Source organism: Echinicola strongylocentroti (assembly GCF_003260975.1).
GTDB lineage: Bacteria > Bacteroidota > Bacteroidia > Cytophagales > Cyclobacteriaceae > Echinicola > Echinicola strongylocentroti.
This window is the reverse complement of sequence record NZ_CP030041.1, coordinates 3,889,460-3,905,453: the sequence shown is the minus strand read 5'-3', so window position 1 is coordinate 3,905,453 and position 15,994 is coordinate 3,889,460. Positions and strand designations below refer to the sequence as shown.

At 44.2% G+C, this 15,994-nt stretch carries 16 protein-coding genes; 7 read left to right on the top strand and 9 right to left on the bottom strand.

Going from position 1 to position 15,994, the window contains the following annotated elements:
* Positions 1 to 11: 11 nt before the first annotated feature.
* On the bottom strand, positions 12 to 1,244 hold the full coding sequence (locus DN752_RS15210; RefSeq protein ID WP_112784739.1) for a nucleoside permease: 1,233 nt from the start codon (positions 1,242 to 1,244) through the stop codon (positions 12 to 14).
* 309 nt (positions 1,245 to 1,553) lie between these two features.
* On the opposite strand from DN752_RS15210, the gene DN752_RS15205 reads away from it, so the two are divergent.
* The 4 genes from DN752_RS15205 (at position 1,554) to DN752_RS15190 (ending at position 5,326) form a co-directional block, all read left to right on the top strand.
* The gene (locus DN752_RS15205; protein ID WP_211324060.1) at positions 1,554 to 2,720 is read left to right on the top strand and encodes a Gfo/Idh/MocA family protein; all 1,167 of its coding nucleotides are present in this window, start codon (positions 1,554 to 1,556) and stop codon (positions 2,718 to 2,720) included.
* 183 nt (positions 2,721 to 2,903) lie between these two features.
* Entirely contained in the window at positions 2,904 to 3,959 is a 1,056-nt protein-coding gene (locus DN752_RS15200) for a sugar phosphate isomerase/epimerase family protein (protein WP_112784737.1), read from the top strand.
* Positions 3,960 to 4,087: 128 nt separating this feature from the next.
* Positions 4,088 to 4,513, top strand: coding sequence for a c-type cytochrome (locus DN752_RS15195; protein ID WP_112784736.1), 426 nt, complete (start codon positions 4,088 to 4,090; stop codon positions 4,511 to 4,513).
* A gap of 54 nt (positions 4,514 to 4,567) precedes the next feature.
* Positions 4,568 to 5,326 carry a 3-keto-disaccharide hydrolase gene (locus DN752_RS15190; protein WP_112784735.1) on the top strand — a complete coding sequence of 253 codons (759 nt, stop codon included), beginning with the start codon at positions 4,568 to 4,570 and terminating at the stop codon, positions 5,324 to 5,326.
* 138 nt (positions 5,327 to 5,464) lie between these two features.
* Here the strand turns inward: DN752_RS15190 and DN752_RS15185 are convergent, their stop codons facing one another.
* The 8 genes from DN752_RS15185 to DN752_RS15150 form a co-directional block, all read right to left on the bottom strand.
* A complete protein-coding gene (locus DN752_RS15185) occupies positions 5,465 to 7,708 on the bottom strand; it encodes an NADP-dependent isocitrate dehydrogenase (RefSeq protein ID WP_112784734.1) in 2,244 nt (747 codons plus the stop codon).
* 351 nt (positions 7,709 to 8,059) lie between these two features.
* On the bottom strand, positions 8,060 to 8,881 hold the full coding sequence (gene panB, locus DN752_RS15180; protein WP_112784733.1) for a 3-methyl-2-oxobutanoate hydroxymethyltransferase: 822 nt from the start codon (positions 8,879 to 8,881) through the stop codon (positions 8,060 to 8,062).
* Between the two features lie 88 nt (positions 8,882 to 8,969).
* Positions 8,970 to 9,473: a phosphoribosyltransferase family protein gene (locus DN752_RS15175; protein WP_112784732.1), complete on the bottom strand. Its 504-nt coding sequence runs from the start codon at positions 9,471 to 9,473 to the stop codon at positions 8,970 to 8,972.
* A gap of 38 nt (positions 9,474 to 9,511) precedes the next feature.
* Positions 9,512 to 9,814: a hypothetical protein gene (locus DN752_RS15170; protein ID WP_112784731.1), complete on the bottom strand. Its 303-nt coding sequence runs from the start codon at positions 9,812 to 9,814 to the stop codon at positions 9,512 to 9,514.
* A 31-nt stretch (positions 9,815 to 9,845) separates the two neighbouring features.
* A complete protein-coding gene (gene rsgA, locus DN752_RS15165) occupies positions 9,846 to 10,775 on the bottom strand; it encodes a ribosome small subunit-dependent GTPase A (RefSeq protein ID WP_112784730.1) in 930 nt (309 codons plus the stop codon).
* Entirely contained in the window at positions 10,754 to 12,019 is a 1,266-nt protein-coding gene (locus tag DN752_RS15160) for a 3-deoxy-D-manno-octulosonic acid transferase (protein ID WP_112784729.1), read from the bottom strand. Before DN752_RS15160 ends, rsgA begins: the two co-directional genes overlap by 22 nt.
* A 372-nt stretch (positions 12,020 to 12,391) precedes the next feature.
* Positions 12,392 to 13,021 carry a peroxiredoxin gene (locus DN752_RS15155; protein WP_112784728.1) on the bottom strand — a complete coding sequence of 210 codons (630 nt, stop codon included), beginning with the start codon at positions 13,019 to 13,021 and terminating at the stop codon, positions 12,392 to 12,394.
* A gap of 54 nt (positions 13,022 to 13,075) precedes the next feature.
* Positions 13,076 to 13,489: a Fur family transcriptional regulator gene (locus DN752_RS15150; protein WP_112784727.1), complete on the bottom strand. Its 414-nt coding sequence runs from the start codon at positions 13,487 to 13,489 to the stop codon at positions 13,076 to 13,078.
* Between the two features lie 150 nt (positions 13,490 to 13,639).
* On the opposite strand from DN752_RS15150, the gene DN752_RS15145 reads away from it, so the two are divergent.
* From DN752_RS15145 to DN752_RS15135, 3 genes are read left to right on the top strand one after another with little or no spacing between them, the layout of a single operon-like run.
* Positions 13,640 to 14,629 carry a DUF6588 family protein gene (locus tag DN752_RS15145; RefSeq protein ID WP_112784726.1) on the top strand — a complete coding sequence of 330 codons (990 nt, stop codon included), beginning with the start codon at positions 13,640 to 13,642 and terminating at the stop codon, positions 14,627 to 14,629.
* A gap of 2 nt (positions 14,630 to 14,631) precedes the next feature.
* Positions 14,632 to 15,117: a low molecular weight protein-tyrosine-phosphatase gene (locus DN752_RS15140; protein ID WP_112784725.1), complete on the top strand. Its 486-nt coding sequence runs from the start codon at positions 14,632 to 14,634 to the stop codon at positions 15,115 to 15,117.
* Entirely contained in the window at positions 15,110 to 15,982 is an 873-nt protein-coding gene (locus DN752_RS15135; protein WP_112784724.1) for a fructosamine kinase family protein, read from the top strand. Before DN752_RS15140 ends, DN752_RS15135 begins: the two co-directional genes overlap by 8 nt.
* The last annotated feature ends 12 nt before the right edge of the window (positions 15,983 to 15,994 follow it).

The window sequence follows — 15,994 nt, the reverse complement described above, 5'->3', positions numbered from 1 at the left end:
ATAAAATTTCTTTAGGCAGTCACTGGTGTTGGCTTCTTCTCTTTAAATGCCAAGGCAAACGTTAAGGCAACTAACACTGCAATTCCTGATGGAATCAACCAGATGGTCTGCCAATCATGCACTCCATCAGGAGTAACGTAAGTGTCCGTGATTACTCCGGCTACCCAGAAACCAATCAACATCCCCACTCCGTAAGTAGCCAAGGTAATCATTCCTTGAGCCGCACTTTTGAATTTCTCCCCTGCTTTAGAATCGGTGTAGATCTGGCCTGAAACAAAGAAGAAGTCATAACAAATACCATGTAAGGCAATTCCTATCAACAGCATAAATGACAACTCGTTCACATTACCATAGGCGAATAAGGCATATCGCACTACCCAAGCTATCATACCCACAAGTAGCGTTTTCTTAATACCAAATTTTCCAAAGAATACCGGTAGCAACAACATGAACAACACTTCACTTACCTGTCCTAAGGCCATTTTACTGGTAAGGTTGGTCATTTCTATCTCTCCCAAAAACAAACTGGCATTTTGATAATAGAAAGCCAAAGGGATACAGATCATGATCGAGGCAAGAAAGAAAATCAAATAGTTTTTATCTTTCAACAAAGCGAAAGCATCCAATCCGAGAATTTCTGTGATGGTTTTTTTCTCGCCTTTGGCAATTTTTGGAGGGGTCTTAGGCAACATAAAACTGTAAATCCCCAACACTAGGGAAGCAATACAAGTCATCAAAAATGTATTTCTCAACATGCCTGCTGCTGCATTTTCCGATGAGTCCCATGCAAAGACCAAACTAATCGTCAAACCTGCTATAATCCAGCCAATGGTTCCCCACACTCGGATCACTCCAAACTCTTTTTCTGGATTGGTCATCTGATTGAAGGACACTGAATTCACCAAAGCCAAGGTGGGCATATAAGCCACCATATAGGCAAATACATAGGGATAAAAGGCCGTAAAATCCTCTGCATTGTACATCTGGAACATTAGTACCGCACCGATCAGGTGGAGTACTCCCAAAATCCTTTCTGCATTAAAATACTTATCAGCAATAAGCCCGATAATAAATGGAGCGATTATAGCTCCGAAAGATTGCGTCGAAAACGCCGCTGCGCTTTGTGCTCCTGTGGTACTCAAGTTTTTTTCAAGGAACAATCCCAAAGTGACAAACCATCCTCCCCAAATGAAAAATTCGAGGAACATCATAAAGGACAGTTTAAATTTTGTATTGAAATTCATAAGTCTTTAATAGGTTTTTAATAGGTTTTTTGTGTGATTTTCAATTTTCAACTTAAAAAGAAAAAACCAAACTACTTAAATAATAATTTAAATTTTAGTGTTTTTCACTTAATTTTAGTTTCGTTGAGACAAAGATGTAAGTATAGTAGTTCTATGTCACGAATCAATACCATTCGCATCACTATATCGCTGTTGATCACTAAAAAAATCTTTGGTCATTGGAAAACGAACGATAGTAATAAGGATGGGATTACCTACGCATCAAAAATAAATTTATATAACAGATAAAATCTAAAAGCAGTAAATATTATGAATCATCGTAAACTCCGAATGGGCATGATCGGTGGAGGCCCTGGCTCATTCATAGGAGCCGTCCACCGTATCGCCGCCAATATGGACGGACAAATAGAATTGGTCGCAGGAGCATTCAGTAGCCAACCGGAAAAATCCGAACAAGCAGGCAAAGAACTTTATCTGCACAGCAACCGTGTCTACCAATCCTACGATGAAATGTATGAAAAGGAGAAGCAACTTCCCGAGGGAGAGCGCATCGACTTTGTAAGCATCGTGACCCCAAACCACGTACATTTTGACCCCGCTATCAAAGCGTTGAAAAATGGCTTCCATGTCGTTTTGGACAAGCCTATGACCCTGACCTTAGACGAAGCCAAAGAGCTCGAAAAAGTCATACAAGAAACGGGCATGCTCTTTTGCCTCACCCATACCTATACCGGCTATCCCATGGTGAAAGAAGCCAAGCAGCTCGTTGCCAATGGGACCTTGGGCAATATCAGAAAAGTATATGTGGAATATCCACAGGGATGGCTGTGGAAAAGTTTTGCTGACGACGAAAACAAGCAAGCTGCATGGAGAACAGACCCTAAGAAAAGTGGAGTAGCCGGCTGCATGGGAGACATTGGCACCCATGCGATGAACTTGGCAGAATATGTCAGTGGGCTTAAGCTTGACAAGCTCTGCGCCGACCTGAACACCACCATCGACGGTCGCTCCCTAGATGATGATGGCACCGTCCTACTAAAATTTGACAATGGTGCTTCTGGAGTATTAATGGCCAGCCAAGTGGCTACTGGAGCGGAAAACAACCTTAAAATCAGAGTGTATGGCGACAAAGCCGGACTGGAATGGCAGCAAGATGATGCCAATTCCCTGATCGTCCGTCACCCAGAGCAACCTGACCAAATCTACCGTGCAGGAGCAAATATCCCGTACCTTTCCAGTTATGCCTTGGCCAACGCCAGAACCCCTGCTGGACACCCAGAGGGATACTTGGAAGCCTTTGCCAACCATTATAATAATTTTGCCAAAACCCTCTTGGCCAAGCTTACTGGACAAACACCAGAAAAGGAATGGCTGGATTTTCCAGGGACAGAAGATGGTGTGCGAGGCATGGCTTTTATCGAGCAAGTCGTAAAAAGTGGCAAGTCCGAGCAAAAGTGGACAAAATTTGAAATTTAGGTGATATATAGCCTACCAATTGGGGAAGTTAAACGCTTTTTGACTCCTTCACCGACTCTCATGTCGAGAATAGGCAATAAAAAGCCTTTAAAAAATTTAAAGAATAGGATGAAAGAACGTATTTTGCGTTTGAAACCTTATTGCTAAAACGATTAATTTAATAAACTTTAAAAAAACCAACGTATGAAGACCATCCAAGGCCCTGCATTATTTTTGGCGCAATTTGTAGATGATCAAGCCCCATTCAACAGCCTAAAAAGCATCTGTGAATGGGCAGCGAGCATAGGCTACAAGGCCGTCCAGATACCTTCTTGGGACGGGAGGCTAATGGATTTGAAAAAAGCAGCCGAAAGCCAAAACTACGCGGATGAAATCAAAAAAACCGTAAACGATGCCGGTTTGGAAATATCCGAACTAAGCACCCACTTACAAGGCCAGCTAGTAGCGGTCAATCCTGCCTATAATGAATTGTTTGATGCTTTTGCTCCTGATGAGCTCAAAGGAAACCTCGAAGGCAAATCAGCCTGGGCCACGCAACAACTCATGTATGCCGCAAAAGCGTCCAAAAACCTAGGCCTGACCAAACACGGCACCTTCAGCGGTGCACTGATGTGGCACACCGTTTACCCTTGGCCGCAACGACCTGCGGGGCTGGTGGATGCAGGTTTTGACGAATTGGCAAAAAGGTGGCTCCCAATACTCGATGAATTTGACAAAAATGGTGTAGATTTATGCTATGAATTGCATCCGGGAGAAGACCTGCATGATGGCGTCACCTTTGAGATGTTTCTCGAAAAAGTAAACCATCACCCCAGGGCAAACATCCTTTACGATCCAAGTCACTTTGTATTGCAGTGCTTGGATTATGTGCAGTTTATAGACTTCTACCATGACAGGATCAAAATGTTCCATGTCAAAGACGCTGAGTTTAACCCTACAGGAAAACAAGGTGTCTACGGTGGTTACCAAAGCTGGATAAACAGGGCTGGGAGATTCCGCTCACTTGGAGACGGACAGGTGGACTTCAACGCCATTTTCAGCAAATTGTCCCAATATGGTTTTGATGGCTGGGCAGTTTTGGAATGGGAATGCGCCATCAAACATCCTGAGGCAGGCGCCACCGAAGGTGCCAAGTTCATCAGTGAAAAAATCATCAGGGTAACAGAAAAGTCCTTTGACGATTTTGCCTCAGCAGGCACTGATGATGCGCTCAATAAAAAGATACTAGGAATTAAATAGGTGCTCATGGAAACCACGGAAACCTCCTAAAAACCTTATTTCATTCTGGGTGTTCTGTGTATTCTGTGAGAAATAAAACCTACTGGCAAGAAAGCGTATAATCAAATAAAAACAAACCTATAAAACCAATGAACTTAAGTAAATTAGCTAGCGCAGGTGTCATGGCACTTGCAGGAATGGCCTACGCCTGTGGCGGAGGGTCAGACACCAAAACGGAAGAGGCAGTAAGCACTACCGAAACCGAAGCCCCAAAAAAGGAAATGAGTTTTGACGAAATGTACAAGGACAATCCAGATTATGTGGATGGCCTGGCCCTCGTCAAAGAATCCGATTGCCCTAGCTGCCATATGGTAGAACGTAAAATCGTAGGCCCTGCATATAAGGATGTGGCCGAAAAATATGAAAGCACGGATGAAAACATCGAAACACTCGCCAAAAGAGTAGTCGAAGGCAACAACGGAGTTTGGGGGCAAGTACCCATGCCCGCTCACCCTGGGCTATCTGAAGACGATGCCAAAAAAATGGTCAAATACGTCTTAATGCTTAAGAAATAACCCTAAATCTTAAAGAGGGCTATTTAAAAGTCCTCTTTTCATCATTTCATTACTATGAAAACAACTATTTTATCCCTATCCATACTTGGCCTCATGGCGACAGCCTGCAGTCCTTCAGAAAAGGGAAATACCGAAAATGAAACGGTCAATGAGGAAGTTTCTGTAAAAACCACCACTTCTACAGATGACGAGTGGACCAAACTCTTCAACGGCCAAAACCTGGACGGATGGACCAATTACAACAAGGAGACGGTAGGTCCTGCCTGGAAGGTAGAAGATGGTGTCCTCTTTCTGGATGCTTCCAATAAAGAAAACTGGCAAGTAAACGGCGGCGGAGATATCGTTACGGAAAAAGTTTATGATAACTTCCACCTAAAATTGGACTGGAAGATTTCCAAAAACGGCAACAGCGGAATTATGTTCTTGGTGCAGGAATTGGATGAATACAAGCACCCTTATAACACAGGCCCTGAATATCAGTTGCTGGACAATGATGGTCACCCAGATGGCAAAATCGAAAAACATCGCACCGGGGACCTTTATGACCTGATCAAAGCCAAAGAAGAAGCTGAAAACCCCGTTGGTGAATGGAACACTTCCGAAATCATCGTCAATCAAGGCAAGCTTACCTTCAAACTTAATGGAGTCACAACGGTAGAGACCACACTTTGGGACGACAACTGGAAGGAGCTTATCGCCAACAGTAAATTCAAAAACATGGAAGGATTTGGCCAGTACCAAAAAGGCAAAATATCCCTCCAAGACCATGGGAACAACATCTGGTTTAAGAACATCATGATCAAAGAGCTATAAACATTAAGCCATTTGATTCAGAAAAAGGGCTGACAAAATATTTTGTCAGCCCTTTTTTTTGATAATCCTAGAATATGTGCTAGTTGATCTATTGTGATTCAAAATGCATAGACCAAGCTAGAGAAATCATGCCAAGCATCAAACACTCGCCACGACCATTTTCAAAATTTCATTCAAGGTCTCGCTTGGTCGCATGGCCTTGGACGTTTTATCTTCCTCCGGCTTGAAGTAACCACCAATATCCACAGCACTTCCCTGTGCACCGTTCAATTCGGCGATGACCTGATCTTCTTTTTCTTCCATGGCTTTGGCCACTTTGGTGAAGAGCTCTTTCAGCGCGGCATCTTCATCCTGATTGGCAAGTGCTTCTGCCCAGTACATGGCCAAGTAGAAATGACTTCCACGGTTGTCAAGCTCGTTGACTTTACGGGAGGGCGATTTTCCATTTTCCAAGAATTTGCCAGTCGCTGTGTCCAAGGTCTTGCCCAGTACAATGGCCCTTTTGTTATCAAAGGTCTCACCAAGGTGCTCCAATGACACGGCAAGTGCCAAGAATTCGCCCAAAGAATCCCATCGCAAGTGACCTTCTTCCACAAACTGCTGTACGTGCTTAGGCGCGGATCCTCCAGCACCTGTTTCGAACAAACCTCCACCATTCATCAATGGTACAATAGAAAGCATTTTTGCAGAAGTACCCAATTCCAAGATCGGGAAAAGGTCGGTCAAATAATCCCTGAGGACATTACCCGTTACAGAGATGGTGTCTTTCCCTTCTTTGATCCGATCTAGGGTAAATCGGGTAGCCTCTACAGGTGAAAGAATGCGGATATCCAATCCCGCTGTATCATGCTGGGGCAAATAATTATTTACTTTCTGGATCAGCTGTGCATCATGCGCCCTGTTTTCATCCAGCCAGAAGATGGCCGGAGTATTACTGGAGCGTGCACGGTTTACGGCCAATTTCACCCAATCTTGGATGGGAGCATCTTTGGTCTGGCACATCCTGAAGACGTCGCCTTTCTCTACCTTATGCTCCATCAAGGTCTCCCCTGCGGCATTCAGCACTTTGATTGCTCCATCGGCTGCAGCTTCGAAGGTTTTGTCATGAGAGCCATACTCCTCGGCTTTCTGCGCCATCAAGCCCACATTCGGCACGCTTCCCATGGTAGTAGGGTCAAATGCGCCGTGTTTCTTACAGAAATCTATCGTCTCTTGATAGACACCCGCATAAGAACGGTCTGGAATAATGGCTTTAGTATCTTGAAGTGCGTCATTCTTGTTCCACATCTGGCCCGAAGTACGGATCATGGCCGGCATGGATGCATCGATGATCACATCACTTGGCACATGAAGGTTCGTGATACCTTTGTGGGAATTGACCATTGCCAAGTCTGGGCTATCTGCCAAACAGGCTTCTATATCTGCTTCGATTGCCTGGCGTTTATCAGCAGGAAGCTTCTCCAATGCTACTACCAAATCACCAAAACCGTTGTTTACGTCTACGCCAAGCTCCTTGATCGTGGCTGCGTGTTTTTCAAAAACTGGAGCAAAAAACACTTTCACAGCATGACCAAAGATGATCGGGTCAGACACCTTCATCATGGTCGCTTTCATGTGCAGTGAAAACAAAATACCCTTGGCTTTGGCATCTTCTTTTTGCTCCGCCAAGAATGCTTGTAGTTTTTTGACACTCATGGCAGAAGAGTCGATTACCTCTCCTTCTTGTAGCGCCAATCCTTCCTTAAGCACGGTTACAGAACCATCATTTGCTTCAAGTTGGATTTTTACGGTACCTGCTTCCGGCATGGTCAAGGATTGCTCACTGCCATAGAAGTCCCCTTCTGACATGCTGGCCACGTGGGATTTCGAATCGGCACTCCACTCTCCCATGCTGTGGGGATTGTTCCGTGCAAACTGCTTCACGGCCTGCGGAGCCCTGCGATCTGAATTCCCTTCTCTCAAGACGGGGTTTACCGCACTGCCTTTTATTTTATCATACTTGGCTTTTACACCTTTTTCTTCTTGGTCTTTGGGCTCATCGGGATAGTTTGGCAGCGCATATCCTTTCCCCTGCAATTCCTTGATCGCTGCTTTCAGCTGCGGAATAGACGCACTGATGTTGGGCAGCTTCACAATATTCGCCTCTGGTGTTTTGGCGATTTCACCCAACTCTGCCAAGGCATCGCTGATGCGCTGATCCTCTTTTAGGTACTCTGGAAAATTGGCGATGATCCTTCCGGACAGGGAGATGTCCCTGGTCTCTACTACCACACCAGCTGAATCAGTAAATGATTTGATGATCGGCAACAAAGAATAGGTTGCCAAAGCTGGTGCCTCGTCGGTCAGCGTATAAAGGATCTTCGGTGTTTTTGTAGTGGTCATTTTTATTTTAAAATTTTGACACAACCAGGCGCGGGCAATTGCTCGTCAACCTTGCTGTATTTAGCTAAACAATAAATTCTCTCTAAAATGCCTAAGCACTTGATTTTGCCGCTAAATTACGCAAAATATCGCGTATTCAAAGGTTTGCAAGTGATTATGGGGGGCTCTGGTATTCAAAACACCTGCTGCTCAAACAGGCAAAACAAAACTTCATTTCGATTTATAAAGCAATCCTATATCATTCCCTATAAATCCTTCCATGACAAGCTATAAATGATATTTTAAACTAAAATAAAATGGTCAAGATCTTTCGACTTGAACCATCTACGTTGTATTTAGTAACGTGTATTTTTAATAACTCTCCTTATCATTGGGGAAGTCACTGGATTTGACATCCTTTATGTAGCCTTCCACTGCTTCGGTCATCACCCCTCTCAAATCAGCATATTGTCGCAAAAACCGTGGCTTGAACTCCTGCGTAATCCCCAACAAATCGTGTACGACCAGCACTTGGCCATCCACATAAGGTCCCGCTCCAATACCGATCACCGGAATGGACACGGTTTCGGCCACTTTTTTGGCGAGCTTCGCAGGGATCTTCTCCAGTGTGATCGCAAAGCAACCACACTCTTCCAGCACCTTGGCGTCAGCGATCAATTTAGCGGCTTCATCTTCTTCTTTTGCCCTTACCGTATAGGTGCCGAACTTATAAATGGACTGTGGCGTAAGCCCCAAATGCCCCATCACCGGTACGCCCGCACTCAATATACGCACGACAGACTCCTTGATCTCGGCCCCACCTTCTACTTTCACCGCATGCGCTCCAGATTCCTTCATGATCCTGATCGCAGAGCGAAGGGCCTCTGAGGAGTTCCCTTGATAAGAACCAAAGGGAATGTCCACCACCACCAATGCGCGTTTTACTGCGCGCACTACAGATGAGGCATGGTAGATCATCTGATCCAGCGTAATCGGCAAGGTAGTTTCGTGACCAGCCATTACATTGGAAGCTGAATCTCCCACCAAGATGATGTCCAGCCCTGCTCCATCCAAAATCCCCGCCATTGAAAAATCATAAGCGGTCAGCATGGATATTTTTTCACCGCGGGTCTTCATTTCCTGCAAGACGTGGGTCGTGATTCTCTTGATATTGGAGGATTGATGTACGGACATGGTCGTTGGGTATTAGTATAGTATTTGGTCTTGGGTATTTTAGTCTTGTTGGGCTTATTGCCTTATGCTATCGTCATGCTGACTATTGCTATTGTAGGTAAACTGTGGAATCATGGTCATCCAAGTGCACCTCAATATTCTCACTTAAAGTCGTGGCCAGTTCGTAGCCTGTATAATCTGCAGAAACAGGGAATTTCTTATGGCTTCTGTTCACTAAAACGGCTATTTCGATCTTCTTCACGGCATATTTCACAAAAGGCTCCATCACATAGGTAAGTGTGCGCCCAGAATTCAGCACATCATCCACGATCAGCAGGCACTTATCTGTCAGGTCCACTTCAGGATGGACGAGTACTGCTGGCTGCTCCTTGGTAAACTTGTCCAGGGAAACTTCCACTTGCTGAATTTCCAGACGGGAGATCTCCCTGACCTTCTCCGCTAAAATACCCGCTAGGACACTGCCCATCCCCGTCACTCCAGCAAAAACCAGCTCCTGCTCTCCCGCATTCCTTTCATAAATTTCGTAGGCGATGCGGACGATCTTTTGATGGATTTGCTTATGATTAAGTACTAATGTCTTTATCTCACTCATGATGATCTTAACAATCGTTTTTGCCTTCGAAAATTACTTCAATTGAAAATGGATTCAAAGATTAAGGGATTGAAAAGTTTAAGATTGGGAGATTGTGCCATGGGCATGTCTATGGCAGAAGGCTGAAAATTCAGAAGATTGTGTCGCGCCAAAGTCATCCCTATGAGAAGCAAAGCATCGATAGGTTGGAGATTTGACCAGCGACAAGCCATCATCTGGGGATTATAATCGCTGAATATGGCTATATCTGGAGAATATAGATTCCCAAATCCCCCAAAGTACAGGGAATGATCTATTGGATATCTTGTTTCCGTTTCTATTCCAAAGCCTAATATTTTCACTCCGAGTAGTTAATCGGGTTCCATCTTCCGCCTACCGAAACGTATCTTCTTCATTCAAAATCTTCACGTAACTATCATACCGATATGGATGGATATACCCTTCTTCCAACACTTCCAAGACCTTGCATCCGGGTTCATTGATGTGCTGGCAATTGTTGTACTTGCATTGCCCTAGGTACTTTCTCATCTCCACAAAATAATGTGAAAGCTCTTGGTCGTCAATATCCAAGATCCCAAACTCCTTGATCCCAGGAGTATCGATCAAGTACCCTCCACCTGCCAATGGGAACATCTCTGCAAAGGTAGTGGTATGGACCCCTTTTGAGGTGAAGGTAGAAATCTCCTTGGTGGACTGTGACGCTTCGGGGACGACCTTGTTCAGCAAGGAGGACTTTCCCACGCCAGAATGCCCACTGAGCAAGGTCGTCTTACCTTCCAGTCTGGGCAAAAACTTCTCTTGGAGCCCTTGGTCACTGAGGGTCGATATCTCCAGTACAGGGTAGCCCAACGGCTCATAAATCTCATGGATGTCCTGAAGAAACTCTTTGTCCTTTTCTTTTTTTACAAGGTCCATCTTGTTTACCACAATCGTAGTAGGAATCCTGAAACTCTCCGTACTCACAATAAACCGATCGATAAAACCCAATGAAGTCCGCGGCTGCTTCAGCGTCACCACCAAAAAAGCCTGATCAATATTGGAAGCCAGAATATGCGAAAAGTTATTCTTCCTAGTGGACTTTCGTATGATATAGTTTTCCCGGGGAAGGATGCTTGAAATCACCGCACTCTCTTGGTTTTCCTCTTTGGCCAGCAACACAAAGTCGCCCACCGCGATGGGATTGGTAAGCTTCAGGTCCTCTTGCTTAAACTTGCCCCTCAGGCGGGCTTTTACCAAGCCAGCATCCGTCTCCACTTCATACCAACTGCCAGTGGACTTTATTACCCTTCCTTCTTGTTCCATTGAACGTTATTTAATACTCCTTTGATGATTTTATCCGCACTGCCAAGGTTATCCGTGACGAGTCTCTCCGCAGCATCCACCGCCTTTGCGTAGGCTTCTTTTTCTTCCAAAGCTAAGACTATTTTTTCAAATGCTTCGGCATTTTCCACCTCAAAGCCACAGCCATATTGCTGGCTAATCCCCGCCTCTGGAAATTTATTGACCTTCTTAAGTTTACCAAAAAGCACCGGGATATAAAAAGCCAAGGGTTCCAATATATTATGCAATCCTTTGCCAAATGCCCCGCCTACATAAGCGACCCTAGCGTACTGGTAAAGCGAAGACAACATGCCAATATTATCTATAAAGAGCACCTTGACCTCTACTGATGAGTTTTCGGTCAATTCAGAATAGTTGATTGATTGGTGCTTGATTTGTTTTTGCCAGCCGGCTATTTGCCCCTCATCAATATCATGTGGGGCAATAATGAAATGGTAATCAGCATGGCTATTTACAAAAGGCAAGAGCACATCCATGTCTTCTTGCCAAGCACTTCCCACCACCATCACCTTTTTGTCACCAAAAAGTGCTTCGATTTCTGGAAATACTTTTGGGGATTGGCTGATGGCCTGGACATTGTCATAGCGGGTATCTCCTGTCACCGTAGTCTGGGAAATACCTATTTCCTGTAACAATTGCTGCGTCTGGACATTTTGGGTATATATGTGATCAAAGCACTTGAGTACTTTTCTGAAAAAACCTCCATAAAACTGAAAATAAACTTGCTCCCTACGCAATGATGCTGAAAACAGAAATAAGGGTACATCCCTCTTCTTGGCTTCAAAGATAAAATTGGCCCACAGGTCATATTTCACAAAAAACACCACCGAAGGCTTGACCAATTCCAAAAACTGCCGGGCATTTCCCTGTGTGTCAAAAGGCAAATAGGTAACGCCATCGACGTTTGGCTGGGGCTTCTTGACGACATTTTCATAACCACTGGGGCTGAAAAATGTCACCAACACCGCAAGCGATGGCCGCTCTTTCTTCAATTTGGCTATTACTGGCTTCGCCTGCTCGTATTCGCCCAAAGAAGCCACATGAAACCAAGCTACTTTCCCAGGGAACTTGGCCTTAAAAGCAGCGACCTCATCGAAAACAGGCTTTCTTCCCTTCACCAGCCTGGCCAATTTCGAATCGCCGCCACTGGCCAATCTTAACATTCCCGAAAAAGCCCAAACCGAAAAATCATATATCACCTTCATACCCAAAAATAGCAAGAAGCAGGTAAACGTCCTTATATGGACGGAAGTTTTCTGATCATACCTGTTCTCGGCAGCGTCTTTCAGTAGGGAAATTTACAGATACACACATCAACAGGAAGCCACGAAGGCACCAAGACACTAAGGTGTTTGTGAAACTGTTGTTCCGACAGCTGTGCTGCGGAACCACGTAATTTGAGTTTTTAACTCAATAATACATCTTGCATATTGCTTTGGAAGCCTAATCCGACCGCTAAGGCATAGAAAAAAGTAAGATAAGGTACTCCTGATTCCGTAGTGTCTTTGTGGTAAAAAATAAAAAAAGCCCTAGATTACTCCAGAGCTTTTTCCTATTTGCTATTTCAGCAGCAATAATTAGTTTTTGGCAAGGTATTCAGATACACCTTCTTTGGTCGCTTTCATCGCTTCCTTACCTTCTTCCCAGTTGGCAGGGCAAACCTCACCGTATTTTTCTACGTGGTGAAGGGCATCTACCAATCTGATCATCTCATCGATGTTTCTTCCAAGCGGAAGGTCATTGATGGTTTCGTGTCTTACCACACCTTCTTTATCGATAAGGAAAGAACCTCTGAATGCTACTGGAGCACCTTCATAGACCAATTCACCTTCTTCGTTATAGTTCCACTCACCGGCCAAAACACCGAAGTTATGGGCGATGGTTTTAGCTGGATCAGCTACCAAAGGATAGGTAACTCCTTCGATACCACCGTTATCCTTAGGAGTGGCCAACCATGCAAGGTGGGTCTCCTCTGTATCGCAAGAAGCACCTACTACGGCTACGCCTCTTTTCTCGAATTCGGCCAATTTCTCTTGGAAAGCCAAGATTTCAGTAGGGCATACGAAAGTAAAATCTTTTGGGTAGAAATAGAAGATCACTTCTTGCTTACCGACATACTGCTCCAAAGAGAAGTTTTCGACGATTTCTTCACCATTGATCACTGCTGGTGCGCTAAATAATGGGGCTTTTTTTCCTACTAATGACATACTCTTTACGTTTTTAAATTGATTAGTTATGTTTAGAAAATATAATTTCGACTCTTATTTGTTGTGGCCCTTGATGACCACTGAGATATCCTCCACTTCAAAGTCCCGGATTTTGTTTTTGTCAAAGAATTCCTTGATCAATTCCTCCAGTTCTTCGTTACGGTAATCCCTGATTTCATTGGTTTCCTTATCATACAAATGGCTGTGTGCTTCCAATATCGCATCAAAGCGCATCACTCCATTGTTATCGATAAATTTCTGGATGATTTTAGCATTCACGAAGGTGTCCAATGTCTTGTACACCGTCCCTAGAGAAATGGAAGGATTATGGGTATGAACTTGCTCATACACCCATTCAGCTGTGGGGTGATTATGAGTCCTCGACACAGCCTCATAGATCACCATCCGCTGATGGGTAAACTTCAGTCCTCCTTGCGCTATTTTCTCTTTTATTGCCTCGGTATCCATTCTTTGTTGAGAATGATTATTATTTAGTAATAGTTCCGCAAAAGTAAGAAAGTTATCGAATAATGCAAAAATTATTTCTTTCCGTTGTTTCTACCTTGGAGAGTTTACTCTAAATTTCATTACCTTTAACCTATTAAACCAACTGACTTGATGAAAAAATTATTATGTTTTTGTTTTGCAGGACTGATTTTCAATGGTTCACAAGCATTCGGACAAGGCAATGTGGATGTAGAAGAAATCCTACAAGCTGGTTTAAATGACCTAAACACCTATATGGGATACTATGTAGAGCCTGCGGCAAAAGGCTTCATGTACAGCATGGGATCCGGATGGGCACAAACTGCCAAAACCCATGGGACACTTGGATTTGACCTTAAATTTGCCGTGAGTGGCGCCGCTGTTCCTGGCCAATACGAGACCTTCTCCTTTAACCCTGCTGAGTTTGAAAAAATCCGGGTAAAAGACGCCAGTGGACCGGTACAGCTTCCTACACTATATGGCAATCCAAACGCTAATGGAACGCTTCAGATTTACGAGGGAGACCTATTGATAGCGGAAGCAGACATTCCTCCGGGAATCGATATCCCTGTCAAATACGTTCCTGCCCCGCTGATCCAAGGTGCTGTGGGACTACCTGCGGGCTTTGAAATTATCGGAAGGTTTATTCCAAAGACTACTATTGAAGACACAGAAATTTCCCAATGGGGGCTTGGCATCAAACATGATATCAAGCAATATTTTGAAGGAATCAATATCATCCCAGTTGATTTCTCGCTATTAGTTGCCTATAATTCATTGGATGCCCGGTATTATATTAATGAAGTCCAAGGCCAAGTAGCCTCTATGAACGTGGACACATGGACTGTCCAAGGTTTGGTCAGCAAGAAGATTTCCATCCTAACGGTCTATGGATCAATCGGATATAATTCGGGATCATCTGATTACAGTATGCGCGGCACCTATCAGATCAATGGCACATCGGAACAGTTTGTAGATCCGGTACAACTCGATTATGAAGCAAAAGGCGCCATGGGGACGCTGGGTGCCAGACTTAAGTTTGGTCCCATCTTCCTTAATGGAGATTATACCTTTCAGGAATTTAATACCGTGAATGTTGGATTAGGAGTTTCAATAAAATAAACATGATTAAAGTTCTATTTGTTTGCTTAGGCAATATTTGCAGATCGCCTTTGGCAGAGGCCATTTTTAACCACCAAATCGATAAGCTTGATCTGGCCCATAAGTTTCAAAGCGACAGCTGTGGGACATCAGATTACCATATCGGCGAGCTACCCGATGAGCGCAGCACAGCCAGTGCCAAAAAGCATGGCATAACCATCTCCCACCGTGGAAGGCAACTTAACCATGCAGATATCAGGGATTTTGATTACATTATTGCCATGGACAGGTCAAACAAAAAGAACATCATCCGGCTAATGGAAACCTACAACATGAGCCATGACCGTATCCACCTGATGAGGGAGTTTCAGCCCCAAGCATCATCCGACGAGGTGCCAGACCCCTACTATGGCGGAGAAGACGGCTTCGAAAACGTTTATCAAATTCTTGACGCAGCCATCAAGTCATTTATCATCCAACTCAAAAAAGAACACCAAGTGTATGCATAAGTCTCATTCATTTTATGAAGAAGCTTTAATCGATGCCATACATGAACCTACACAATTAAAATCTGTCCGGCTGATTTCAGCAGGGACAATGAACCAAAGCGTACTTTTGGACACTGATAAAGGTGCGCTTTTTTTAAAATCCAATCACTTGAATTCCCCAGACATGTTTCAGCAGGAGCTCAAAGGGCTCACCCTGCTCCACAAGCATGCACCGCTACAAATCCCAAAGACCATCGGCGCTGGCCGTATAGCCTCCCAAAACTACCTTCTCATCGAATGGATCCATGGAGGATATCCCAATTCGGACTATTGGAACAATCTTGGTCATGGCCTAGCTGAACTGCACATGGCCACTTCTCCCAAATATGGCCTTAGTGAAGACAACTATATCGCCATACTACCACAAAGAAATGCGATGAACGAAAATTGGGCGGATTTTTTTGCCAGTGAAAGACTGGAACCAATGATAGGAAAAGCCTACTACGATGGACTGATAAGCAAGGATTTTTACAAAAAATTCCAAATGATCTACGACAAACTAGATGGGCTTATCCCTAACGAAAAACCAGCCCTGCTTCATGGGGACCTATGGTCAGGAAATGTCATCGTCAACCCCAAAGGTGACCCCTGCCTGATCGACCCGGCAGTATATTATGGACACAGGGAAATGGACCTTGCCTTTTCAAAGCTATTTGGTGGTTTCAGAAGTGAATTTTACGAAGCCTATAATGAAATTTTCCCCTTGGAGCCTGATTTCAAGACCAGAGTGGACATCCACAACCTTTACCCGCTCCTCGTACACCTGAACTTATTTGGCTTAAGCTACCTCCCGGGAATAAAAAAGGTTATCAAAAAATTCGTTTGACCCAGAGTAAGC